At 63.5% G+C, this 11640-nt stretch carries 9 protein-coding genes; 3 read left to right on the forward strand and 6 right to left on the reverse strand.

The window, feature by feature from the left end:
- Positions 1-33 precede the first annotated feature (33 nt).
- Positions 34-1332, forward strand: a complete 1299-nt coding sequence (locus NCT32_RS18890) for an SUMF1/EgtB/PvdO family nonheme iron enzyme (RefSeq protein ID WP_061118138.1) — start codon at positions 34-36, stop codon at positions 1330-1332.
- 64 nt (positions 1333-1396) lie between these two features.
- Here NCT32_RS18890 and NCT32_RS18895 read toward each other — a convergent pair whose 3' ends face one another.
- A complete protein-coding gene (locus NCT32_RS18895) occupies positions 1397-2620 on the reverse strand; it encodes a PepSY domain-containing protein (protein WP_061118016.1) in 1224 nt (407 codons plus the stop codon).
- 372 nt (positions 2621-2992) lie between these two features.
- Between NCT32_RS18895 and NCT32_RS18900 the strand changes: the two genes are divergently transcribed.
- A complete protein-coding gene (locus tag NCT32_RS18900; protein ID WP_250477463.1) occupies positions 2993-3916 on the forward strand; it encodes a sterol desaturase family protein in 924 nt (307 codons plus the stop codon).
- Positions 3917-3979: 63 nt separating this feature from the next.
- On the opposite strand, the gene NCT32_RS18905 is transcribed toward NCT32_RS18900, so the two are convergent.
- On the reverse strand, positions 3980-5557 hold the full coding sequence (locus NCT32_RS18905) for an MFS transporter (protein WP_061118015.1): 1578 nt from the start codon (positions 5555-5557) through the stop codon (positions 3980-3982).
- Positions 5558-5725: 168 nt separating this feature from the next.
- On the opposite strand from NCT32_RS18905, the gene NCT32_RS18910 reads away from it, so the two are divergent.
- Positions 5726-6421, forward strand: coding sequence for a hypothetical protein (locus NCT32_RS18910; protein WP_061118014.1), 696 nt, complete (start codon positions 5726-5728; stop codon positions 6419-6421).
- 21 nt (positions 6422-6442) lie between these two features.
- Here the strand turns inward: NCT32_RS18910 and NCT32_RS18915 are convergent, their stop codons facing one another.
- The 4 genes from NCT32_RS18915 to NCT32_RS18930 form a co-directional block, all read right to left on the reverse strand.
- Positions 6443-7621 (reverse strand): porin, encoded by a 1179-nt coding sequence (locus NCT32_RS18915; RefSeq protein ID WP_061118013.1) that lies wholly within the window; start codon positions 7619-7621, stop codon positions 6443-6445.
- A gap of 115 nt (positions 7622-7736) precedes the next feature.
- Positions 7737-8183 carry a hypothetical protein gene (locus NCT32_RS18920; protein ID WP_250490476.1) on the reverse strand — a complete coding sequence of 149 codons (447 nt, stop codon included), beginning with the start codon at positions 8181-8183 and terminating at the stop codon, positions 7737-7739.
- Positions 8184-8374: 191 nt separating this feature from the next.
- Complete coding sequence (locus tag NCT32_RS18925; RefSeq protein ID WP_061118012.1) at positions 8375-10726, reverse strand: mechanosensitive ion channel family protein; 2352 nt, start codon at positions 10724-10726, stop codon at positions 8375-8377.
- A 180-nt stretch (positions 10727-10906) separates the two neighbouring features.
- The gene (locus NCT32_RS18930; RefSeq protein WP_061118011.1) at positions 10907-11530 is read right to left on the reverse strand and encodes a TetR/AcrR family transcriptional regulator; all 624 of its coding nucleotides are present in this window, start codon (positions 11528-11530) and stop codon (positions 10907-10909) included.
- Positions 11531-11640: the final 110 nt, after the last annotated feature.

An 11640-nucleotide genomic window follows, 5' to 3' on the forward strand; every position in this document is an offset into this window, starting at 1 on the left:
AAGCCAACAGGCCAGCCACGGAGATTGGGCGACATGAACCGCGAACCTTCCCTGCGTCATCCGCTGCTCGAGCGCCTCGCCGAAGCGCGGCGCGTGACCGACGAACTCTTCGACGTCGTCAAACCCGAGCATCTCTACGACAGGCCGATCGCCGAGCGCCATCGCATCGTCTTCTATATCGGGCATCTCGAAGCCTTCGACCGCAATCTTCTCGATCAGCGCCTCTTCGACCTGCCGAGCCCGAATCCCGCCTACGACGAGCTCTTCGCCTTCGGCATCGATCCGGTGGACGGGGGGTTGCCTACCGATCAGCCGGCCGACTGGCCCTCGCTCGACGAAGTGCGCGCATACAGGGACGCGGTCCGCGCCGAGATCGACGCGCATTTCGATCCGATCAAAGTCGCCGCCGCGCCCGTGCGCGCTGGCGAATCGCCCGCGCAATTGCTGGAAGTGGCGATCGAGCATCGGCTGATGCATGCCGAAACGCTTGCGTACATGCTGCATCAATTGCCGGTCGATAGAAAAATTGCACCATCCGATGCCCGTTCGGAGCGCGCCTCCGATCGCGTGCCGACGCATGGAACCGTGCGCGTGCCGGCCGGCAGCGTGACACTCGGCCTGACGCGCGAAAGCGGCCGGTTCGGCTGGGACAACGAGTTCGGCGAGGAGCGCATCGACGTGCCCGCGTTCGAAATCGACCGCTTCATGGTGACCAACGGCGAGTACCTGCGGTTCATCGATGCGGGCGGCTACTGGAATCGAGATTACTGGGACGCCGCCGACTGGGCGTGGAAGGAAGAGCAGCGCATCGCGCATCCGGCCTTCTGGATTCCCGGCGCCGATGCGCAAGACACGTGGAAGCTGCGCACGATGTTCGATGAAATCGCGCTGCCGCCCGACTGGCCCGTGTACGTGAGCCATGCCGAGGCAAAGGCCTATGCACGCTGGTCAGGCAAGGCGCTGCCGACGGAGGCGCAGTGGCAGCGCGCCGCGCTCGGCACGCCTCACGTGACCGAGGGCAATTTCGATTTCCGCCGATGGGATCCGTCGCCGGTGCAGGCGCATCCGGAGAATCGAAGCGAGTTCGGCGTCGAAGGACAATTCGGCAATGGTTGGGAATGGACGTCGACCGAGTTCGGGCCGCTGCAAGGCTTCGAGCCGTTTCCGTTCTATCTCGGCTACTCGGCAAATTTCTTCGACGGCAAGCACTTCGTGATGAAAGGCGGCTCGCCGCGCACCGCCGCGTGCATGTTGCGGCCGAGTTTCCGCAACTGGTTCCAGGCGCATTATCAGTATGTCTATGCGGGGTTTCGGCTCGTTTCCTCGTCGTGATTTTTTGCCGAAGCGCCGGCCGATACGACATGCGGCCCCGGCGAGGTCGACGTTCGCGATCTCGTCACGACGATAACGATCCTCCGCGAGCCGCGCGCGCGCTCGCAACGGCCGCCGAATGACGGCGCGCGGAACGCTTCCTGAACCAGATGATGAGGCCCGTCGCGCTGAGCACCGCGACCGCGACGCCCAGCGCGCTCACGAGAATGCGCCCGCCGAGACCGACGATCCGCCCCGAGTGCAACGGAAACTGCGCCTGCATGAAGATGTCGCCGGCCGAGCCGCGGCCGGGAATCGACGAGCCCGCGAGCGTGCCCGTCTGCGCGTTGTAATAAAGCCATGCGTTGCCGAGTCCGACGTCGCCGTGATCGTGGCCGGGCGCGAAGAAGCCGACGCCGTAGGCCTTGAACATCGGCGCGTAGTAGAGCGCGCCCATCGGCTCGGTCAGGTTCTGGTGCTTCGCGTCGCGCGCGGCCATCTCCAGAATCTGCTCGCGCGTGGCGAGCGGCCTGCCCGGCGGACCGGCGCGCACGAGCTCCGCGTTATCGAGAAACGAAGGCGAGAGCTTCGAAAACATCGAAACGACCGGGCGCATCACAGGCTCGGAGAGATTCATCGAAATCGACGTGAGCGCCATCACGAGCAGCAGGCCCCAGATCCACACGCCGCCGGAGCGATGCAGGTCGAACGTGAGCGCATAGCCGCCGCGCTTCACGCGGAATGCGAAAGACTTGCGCCATGCCTTCACGCTCGGGAACGACAGGAACAGCGCGATACCGCTGTCGAAGAACCACAGGATGCCGACGATGCCGATCAGCCACGTGCCGATGTCGAAGCCGCCGACAACGGGCAGATGCAGCGTGTAATGCAGCTTGTAGAGGAACGGCATCAGGTCGATGCGCGCGAGCGACACGGCGCCCCACATGCGCCGCGCCTGCACCTGAGCGGTCGCCGGATCGACGGCGATCTGGTTGTACGCCACCTCGTAGGGCGCGTTCGTCGCCGGGTTCGTGCGCGGCATCACCATCATCTGCGCGGTGTGTCCCGGCTCGAAGCCGAGCGGCATATACGTCACTTCGATGCGCGGATCGGCAGCCTCGACGCGTCGCGCGAGTTCGAGCGGCGGCAGCGCGGGACCATCGGTGCGCGCGTGGAAGAAAGACGGATTGAGGAGCGCATCGATTTCATGGTCCCACGCGATGATCGCGCCGGTGAGACCCGAAACGAACAGAAAGAGCGCCGTCGCGACACCGAGCCAGCGATGCAGGCGAACCAAAACCGGCCTCATGCCGCCGATGCCTGGGTGCGACAGTTTTTTGCAACAGCGATCATTTTCTGGATGCCACGTAAATAGGAATTGTTCGCATTCTATCGACGTCTGACCGCACGCACAAGCTTGCCGTAAGCTGCTTACCTACATCACGATTGAGTGAATCGAGCGGCGCGGGGCCCGACTTCCTATAGCGGCCCTCGCGTCTTGTCCGGAAGCCCCGTCTCGAGCCGACATGCCTTGAAACAACTCCCGCGAATCGCCCGCCCCTTACGCCATAAGGCTTTGCGGCCGGCTCGTGACATTCCATGAAATAGTTTGTGCGTGGTTTTTAACCAGGCCGATCGCCACAATGGGCTCATTCGCAACCACCCACCAAGGCGAACCATCATGGAACTGGAACTGCTTGGAAAAATCTCGCTGTACGCGATGGGCATCGTTCTCACCGCGTCGATGATCGAAGCTGTCGTGCTGCATTTCAAAAACAAGGGCACCGACAAGGCATTCGACTGGCACGAGACGTGGATCTCGCTCGTCGATCTCATCGGCCGCAAACTGCTCACGTTCGTGCCGATCTCGCTCGCGACGCCGGTGTTCAACTTCGCGTGGGAGCATCGCGTTCACACTGTCACGACGAATACGGCGCTGACGCTCTTTCTGCTCTTCATCGGACAGGAGTTCTGCTACTACTGGTATCACCGCGCGTCGCACACGATCCGCTTCTTCTGGGCAAATCACGCGGTCCATCACTCGCCGAACCAGTTGACGCTGTCGTCCGCGTACCGTCTCGGCTGGCTGACCAAGATCGCGGGCTCGGCCATCTTCTTCACCCCGCTCGTGTGGTTCGGCGTGAAGCCCGATGTGGTGCTCGCAGTCGTATCGATCAACCTGCTCTATCAATTCTGGCTGCACGCGACGTGGATTCCGAAGCTCGGCTGGCTCGAATATGTGTTCAACACGCCGTCGTCGCACCGTGTGCACCACGCATCGAACGCGACGTATCTCGATGCGAACTTCGGCGGCGTGCTGATCATCTTCGATCGGCTGTTCGGCACCTACGTGGAAGAACGCGCCGAAGAGCCGTGTGTGTACGGTCTGACGACGCCGGTGACCTCGCATAACCCGATCGTCGTCGAGATGGAGCACTGGGTCAGTCTTGCGAAGGACATGGTCAACGCGAAGAGCGTGTCGGATGCCGCCGGCTTCCTGCTGCGTCCGCCGGGCTGGCTGCCGAACGGCGAAGGCCACACGACCGAAGAATTGCAAAAGCGCGCGAAGGCGATCGAACGACAACCGGCACACGCCGGCCAATAAGAAGCGCATCGAAAGCCGTACTTTCCAATCCCGATGACCGGTCTGGCCGGCATCGGGATTTTTTTATTTCTTGCGACGGATGGTTGCCGCGGCGACGCCCGCAGCCGCAAAGGCGCACACGGCGGACAGCGCGGCGACCGCGCGCAGGGCATCGGCGATGGCATCGGCCTGCGCGCGGGCGAGCGGCGTCGAAGGCGCGGCGGACTGTTCATCCGCATCGAGCACGCGCATGCGCTGGTGCGGCAAGTGCAGGCGATCGAGCCGCGCCGACAAGGCCGCATCGTGCGACCACACGAACGCGATGCCGAGCACCGCGACCGCGAGCAGGCTCGCCACGCGCGCAACAGCGTTGTTGATGCCGGACGCGATGCCCGCGCGTTCGCTGCCCACCGACGCCATCACGGTCGTCGTCAGCGGCGCGACGGTGATCGTCATGCCGAGCCCGAGCACGACGAGCGCGGGCAGGAACCCCGCCCAATAGCTGCCCGCGACGAACGGCAGCGCGAGCATCCCGAAGCCGAGACCCGCGACGCACGGCCCGGCGATCAGCAACGCCCGCGCGCCGAAGCGGCTCGTCAACCCTCCCGTGAAGCGCGACAGCAAGCCGATGATGAGCGGCATCGGCAGCACCGCCGCGCCCGCTTCGGTCGCGCTGAAGCCATACGCGCGGATCAACGTGAACGGCAGAAAGAACAGCACGCCGCCGAGTCCGAAATACAGCAGCAACGTGACGAGATTGGCGCCGCTGAAATCGCGCGAGCGGAAGATGTCGAGCGGGATCATCGGATCGCGGGATTTCGCTTCGATCGCGACGAACGCACCGAGCAGCACCACGCCCGCGCCGATCGTGCCGAGCACGAGCGGATCGGCGAAACCGCGCGACGGCGCCTCGGTGAGACCGTAGGTCAGCGCGGCGAGTCCCGCTGCCGCGCTCGCGGCGCCCGGCCAGTCGAGCGTCTGCGGCGCGTCGGCGTTGTGACTGTCGGGCACGGAGGCGACTGCCAGCGCGATCGTCGCGGCCGCGAGCGGCAGATTGAGGAAGAAGATCGCGCGCCAGGAAAATGCATCGACGAGCCAGCCGCCTGCCGCCGGCCCGACCGACGATGTGATCGCGCCGACGCCCGCCCATGTGCCGATCGCGCGTGCGCGTGCTTCGCCCTCGAACACCGCGCCGATGATCGCGAGGCTGCCCGGCACGAGCAGCGCCGCGCCGACGCCCTGCCACGCACGCGCCGCGATGAGCCAGCTCGTATTCGGCGCGAAGCCGCACGCCGCCGACGCGACCGTGAAGAGCGCGATGCCCGCGATGAACACTTTGCGCCGGCCGAGCTTGTCGCCCATCGAGCCGCCGACCAGCACGAGCGCACCCAGAAACAGCAGATACGCGTTGACGACCCATTGCATCGCCGCGATGCTCGCGCCGAGCTCGTTCTGGATCGACGGCAGCGCGACGTTGACGACCGAGCCGTCGATGAACGCCATGCTCGAACCGAGGATCGTCGCCGACAGAGCGAGGCGCTTGCGCCGGCACGGTGCGGCGACGGCGACGGGCTGCGCGCGAATGACGAGCTCATCGCAAGGACTGGCCTGAGCAGCCACGGCATGTGCGCGTTGCTCGTTGTCGAAATATCGGCTGGGCAATGTCGCTTCCTTGTCGTCGACGAAAGGCTTAAGTAGAGGCCAATTGCGTCCGCATGTCCACGCCCGGGACGTGGCAGGCGATCGAATGCCGGCCCGGCGCCCCGGGTCTCGCGCACTTCGGGTGCGCGAGTTAAGCCGGACGCTTCCGGTTCGCATCGAGACGACGCAATGAGACCAGCAGACCGACTCGCGCAAAGCCGATGGCTCGCCGATGCGCGCGAGGAAATCGCCGCCGCGATTCGAACGTCCGATGAAACGTGGCTCCATGACATGAGCATGCGCTGGCGATGCCGCCTCGCGATGCTCGTCGCCGATTTCAGCGTGCGCGTGATGCTCCGCGAAGAAGGCATTGTCATGAAGCTGGAGCCGCCATCGGCCATGGATGGCGCGCTCATCGACGGCGACGACGGCAGACCGGATTCCCTTGCCCGCGCCGCCTGGATCAAGCTGTCGAAATTCGAAGAGCACGCGACCGCCGTTCTCGAAGCGAGCGCGCTCATTCAGGGCGACGCGCAATGCAACGCCTGCCACGAAACCGTTCTCGCGTGGCGTCAGATGCTCATTGCGGCGAACGAGTGGCCGAGAGAGGAAGCCGACCCTTACATCAGCCACGCATGCCGGCCGATATTGAAGCGGTTCATGAAGCTCGCTTCGTGCGCGACCGGCGGAAAGCAATTCGATCTCGCACGCGAAGGTGACTACGATGAGGCGTGGCGAGAGTTCGAAAACTTCTGCACCGACGAACGCGCTTTGGCCGTGACAGAATGGGGCCGCAAATATCGGCATCGGCAAGATGCGCCAGTCGAAAGCGCGTCGATGCCGCCTTCATACGCGACTGACAAAGGCATTCGGCCTGCTGCCTGATCGACGGTAAAGCGCCGGCGCTCAGAAGCGATGGCGCAGGCCGACCGTCGCTTCGACCTGGTTGCTCGTGGATGACGGCGCCGTGAGACCGTTGATCCACGCGACGCCCAACGGCGAGTTGCTGCTCGCGCTCACGCCTTGCCAGACACCTTGCACATAGACATCGGTGCGTCGCGAGAAGCTATAGCCCGCCATCGCGCTGACCTGGTTCCAGTGCGGATTGCCCGCGCCCGCGAGGCCGCCCGCGCGCGAATACGTGTAGGCGGCGGACAGTTCGACCGCCGGGGTCAGCGCATAGCGCAAATTGCCTTCGAAGTTTTGAACGTGCGTGCTCAAACCGGTCTGGAACAACTGCGTCAGATTGGTTTGCGTGTAGACGAAGCCCGCCACCGCCGGGCCGAACGCATAGTTCACGCCCGCGCCCCACGTCTGCTGGCGGCTCGACAGCGCGCCCAGCGGTACGGCGGTCGTCGTGAGCGCGCCGATCAGCGAGGAGCCGGTCGTATCGGTGACGGCGCCGTTTGCGTTGAGTTGTCCCGGTGTCGCGGCGTCGCTGTTGAGCTGCAGGAAACCCGCGCCGAAATTGAGCGGTCCCCACAAATACGAAATGCCGAGGCTGTATGCGCGATTGTTCGAAAAACCGCCAGACTGATTGGAGAATCCATATAACGCCCCGAGTTTGAATCCCGCAAAATCCGGGCTCTGATACTTCACGGCGTTGTTGATCTGAAATGAATCGTTGAGATTATCGATATCGAACGGATGCGCGAAGTGCGTGCCGCCATACTCGGTGCCCGTCAATGAAAGCGGCGCGACAAAGTCCACCATGTCGTCGGTCTGGCGGCCGAACGTGAGCACGCCGTAATCGCGGCTCGACAAACCGACATAGGCCTGACGATTGAAGATGCGGTTGCTCGACGTGTACTGGCCATTGTTAAGGTTGAAGCCGCTTTCCAGATTGAAGATGGCTTTCAATCCCGCGCCCAGATCTTCCGCGCCGCGCAAACCCCATCGGCTGTACTGGACCGGGCCGCTTTTCAATTCCCAGTTGCTGTGCCCGCTGCCGGTCGTGTTGATCTGACTGTTCGAATAAGTAATGCCCGCGTCTATGAGACCGTAGAGCGTGACGCTGCTTTGCGCATGGGCCGCGCCGGCGAGCGTGAACATCGTCGTCGCGCCGGATATAAGCAACTTGTTCATTTGCCTGGGCTCCATCGATCACGAGAAAACACGCAGTGCTTCCCCCACTTTATGCGACTGAATCGGCAACCGGCAACCTCAAAATTTCGCGCGGGAAAGTGAAGTATGCGAACGCTCAGAAATCGCGGCGCACGGAAAAAGTCATGGCCTTTTCGTGCTCGTGATTCACACCCAATTGCGGGTTGGCGGAAAAATGCCAGTCGTCGTCAGGCGTGGTGTCGTCGCGCGGACGCACCGGAACAGGAACCGAAGTCGGCGAAGAGGGCAGCGGCGAAACGCGGGCGAGTTGACTCAGATCAGGATGGACGCTTTTGTCGTACTTCGACAACGTTACGGCGTCCAGCGCGTCCTGAGTGCCTTTGAAACCATATCGCGAATGATGAGGCTTGGCGGCAGTATGAGCGCCTGCGGTCGAGACGACGGCCGGATAGGGAAAGAACAGCACATCCGCAGCGACTCGCTGAATAGGGTTCAATCGAGTTTGTTCACTGGCTGATGCAAAGTTGCCGACTAGAAAAGCCACGATGCCGGCGACCCAATATCTACTGATATGGCGTGTCATCGAATGCCTGCAAGACGCTACGGTGGTAAGAAAGCCCAGCGTTGTTAAATCATTTTAATTCATTTGACGGCGTACTGGATGGCAATACTGTCATTGAAGAAATAGTGTCTCGGGAATGAGTCACCTCGATTGCGCGCATACGCACGGCACCGACAAGCCGGAAATCGCGCAATGGCTATGGCCGTTCCGATTCAGGGCGATTCCCGGAGCACACGGAGTTCCGGCTGCACGGCGCCGTCGGTTGCATGTCGGGCTTGCGCCTGAGCGCGCTCGTCGGGGCGTGTGCGCGCGTCGCGTGCGTCCGGCGACGCATGAAGCTGCATCTGCGGCAACAGCATTTCGATGCCTGCTTCATCCATCTTGAGCTTGAGCCTTGCATTGAACGCACGCGCCACGCTCCATTGCTGTAGCGGCCGCGTCTTGATCTGCCCTTTCACCACGATGCAGTTCGCCTCGAAACGATCGAGGCCCCACACGTCGACCGGCGCCAGTATCTCGTTGCGAAAGCGAAAGTCGCTGCTCAGATCGGCGCCAACTTCGGCGATCATGCGCGTGATGTCGTCCAGTTTCGCGGAGAACGGTACGCGGACCTCGAATACCGCATTGGCGAAATCGCGCGACAGGTTCTTCACGATCTTGATCTGCGAGAACGGAATGGTGTGAACCGCGCCTTGCCCGTCGCGCAGGCGAACCGTGCGGATCGTGAGGTCCATCACGGTGCCGGCATGGCCGCCGTCGATATCGATCCAGTCGCCGACCGAGATCGTCTCCTCGACGATGATGAAGAGCCCCGTGATCAGATCGGTGACGAGCGACTTCGCGCCGAAGCCGACCGCGAGACCGATCACGCCCGCGCCGGCGAGCAGCGGCGTCAGATTGATGCCGAGACTCGCGGCCGCGACGATGGCCGCGAGGCTCGCGACCGTCACGAAGATCGCGTTGCGCACGAGCGGCAGCATGGTGCGTGCGCGCACGCCGGGACTGAGCGCCTTGTTGCGCGAGCTATTCGGGCCGAGCGCTTCGAGAATCACCGTGTCGATGATGATCCAGATGAACCACGCGCCGAACACTGTCGCAACGACCGCGATCAGCGCGTGTCTGAAACCGGGTGTCATCGCGCTGTGCTTGATGAGCCGCGCGATCGGTCCGCTCCAGAGTTCCAGTTCGAAACGCAGGTAGGCGAGCCAGATCAGGAGCACGACCAGCGTGCACCCAAAGTGCAGGAGCCGCGTCAGATGCGGCGCGCGGCGGCGCGCACGCGTGTCGCGCCGGCGCGTCAGATGCAGCAGCAGCGCGGAGGCGAACAGCGTGAGCACGAGCAGCGCCGCGCTGAGCAGCGACGGCCGCAGCACGTCGCCTTCGGCACCGCGTCCGTCGATGATCGCGACGACCGACGCGACCGCGATCAGCAGTATCGGGATATGCCACAGCGACGCGAGGATATCGAGCGCTTCGGTTGCGAACTGATGATCGCGTCTGCGTGCATACGGGCGATTGCGAATCAGATGCGTGACGGGCCGCCTGTAAGCGAGCGCGAAATAGCCGGAGAGCAACGCCGCGGCGAGACTGGCGAAGGTCGACACGATGCCCGCGAGATTCGGGCCGAGCTGGCGCATGACATCGGCGTTGGCGGTCGCATCGCCGAGCGCGCCGCATGCGCCGATCACGAAGAGCGGCCAGGTTGTGCGCGCAAGCAGTTGCTGCACGGCGACGCGACGATGCGCCGTGCTGAACACCGAGAATACGATCATGCAGATTGCCGAGAAGATGGCGCCCGCGACGATCGCATAAGCAATGACGAGCCCGAGCGTGCGGCCGAGCGCATCGGGCATCGAGTGCCCGAAGATCAGCACCGCGAGGAATGCGACGAACCACGGCCCGGTCTGTCGCAACGCGAAAGCGAGCAGTTGCGTCGACGTAGGATTCGGCGCAAGCGTGACGTTCCTGCCGAAGCGCGCGAAGATGCGCCGCTGAATGCGAATCAGCACGAACGCGCACAGCCCCCAGCCCGCGAGCGTCGCGCCCATTGCCGCAAGGATCTTGCCGAAGCTCTCGCCTCGCGCACCCGTGACGACGGCCCGCAACTCGCTTGCAGCGGCGCTCGAACGGACCGTCCAGGCACGCAAGGGCGTGAGGCCTCCACTCAGATTCGTTTCGACCGATGCAATGCCCGATGCGATCGCGCCGAGCAGATCGGTATTGGCGGGTGCGGGCGTGGCCGGCGCGGCCTTCTGCGTCGCGTCACGCAGCATCTTCAGTTGCGCGACGAATGCGCTGCGTTGCGCATCGTTGTCGAGCGTGCCGATGAGGCTGTTCAGCGAACGCACCATTTCGGCCTGACTCGCGGGTGAAGGCGCAGAGGCAGCCGGCGCTTCGGAGGCCGGCTGTGGCGAGATGAACTTTTGCATCGCGGCAGGCAGCGGCGCGGCCATTGCGGGCGAGGGGCACGCCGCGCATCCGATGCAGACTCCGAGCGCGATCATCCATGCTCGAGCGCCAGTCAGGACATGCCCCGCTCTTACGCGCCGCGCGAATGCGCTCATGGAGATTCCCTCCAGGATGTCATCCCCGTTCCGCGAGATCGCAAGCGAACTCGAAACACTGCAAGCGCGGCCTCTGCGGCTCTCGCGCAAAGATTAGCGTATCGAGCTCATCCGTGCCACGGGCGATGCATGCTGGCAAAAAGCGCGTTCATCGCGATCTCGCCAGCAAGTCGAGCCGTCTTAGTCGGCTGCGGCGCTCAACACGACGCGCCGGAAGAACTGCGCAAGCACGTCCTCGGCGAATTGCGCCGGCACCGATTGCGGGTCGGAGGAATAGAAGAACTGCACGCCGTCGCACAGCGCGATGAGGCCGAGCGCCATCTGTTCCGGCGGCATCGTGAGCGGCGTGCCCACGCGCTCGGAGAATGCCCTGATGTAATCGGTCGTGGTCTGCCGCAGCTCGCGCATCAGCGCATTGAAGCTCGCGCGGAATTTGGCGTCGCGGCTCGCGTGCAGCTTCGCTTCGACCCACAGCAGGAAACACGCGTTGTTCTGATAGCACTCGCTGTAGTACTGCAGCACGCGCGCTTCCATGTCGGCGCGTGAGGCCTCGCCATCCTCGAAGATCGTGGAGAGGCGCTGCATGATGGTGTCGTGATCGCGCTTGAGCACTTCGAGCAACAACTCGGCCTTGCTCGAAAAGTTCGAATAGAACGCGCCGCGCGTATAGCCCGCGTCGGCAGCCACATCCTCGACGCTCGATGCACCGAATCCTTTCTGCGTGAAAACCGTCTGCGCAGCGTCGAGCAGACGCTGGCGCGTCTGGTCACGGCTCTGCTCGCGAGTGAGACGTACAGGTTTCATGCGCGAAGTGTAGCATCGCGCGCCTTACAAATCCGTCTTTGCATTCGAATACATGGCTGTATTAGAATTCACTTCGTATTCGCGTCCGGGTCTTCGAAACCCTTGCCGGG

This window comes from Caballeronia sp. INML2 (genome assembly GCF_023631365.1).
In the GTDB taxonomy this organism is placed as follows: Bacteria; Pseudomonadota; Gammaproteobacteria; order Burkholderiales; family Burkholderiaceae; genus Caballeronia; species Caballeronia turbans.

Coding starts and splice junctions, on each gene's coding strand:
- NCT32_RS18900 (WP_250477463.1), top strand. CDS start 2,993: ATGGAACTGGAACTGCTTGGAAAAATCTCGCTGTACGCGATGGGCATC.
- NCT32_RS18915 (WP_061118013.1), bottom strand. CDS start 7,621: ATGAACAAGTTGCTTATATCCGGCGCGACGACGATGTTCACGCTCGCC.
- NCT32_RS18910 (WP_061118014.1), top strand. CDS start 5,726: ATGAGACCAGCAGACCGACTCGCGCAAAGCCGATGGCTCGCCGATGCG.
- NCT32_RS18895 (WP_061118016.1), bottom strand. CDS start 2,620: ATGAGGCCGGTTTTGGTTCGCCTGCATCGCTGGCTCGGTGTCGCGACG.
- NCT32_RS18930 (WP_061118011.1), bottom strand. CDS start 11,530: ATGAAACCTGTACGTCTCACTCGCGAGCAGAGCCGTGACCAGACGCGC.
- NCT32_RS18920 (WP_250490476.1), bottom strand. CDS start 8,183: ATGACACGCCATATCAGTAGATATTGGGTCGCCGGCATCGTGGCTTTT.
- NCT32_RS18890 (WP_061118138.1), top strand. CDS start 34: ATGAACCGCGAACCTTCCCTGCGTCATCCGCTGCTCGAGCGCCTCGCC.
- NCT32_RS18925 (WP_061118012.1), bottom strand. CDS start 10,726: ATGAGCGCATTCGCGCGGCGCGTAAGAGCGGGGCATGTCCTGACTGGC.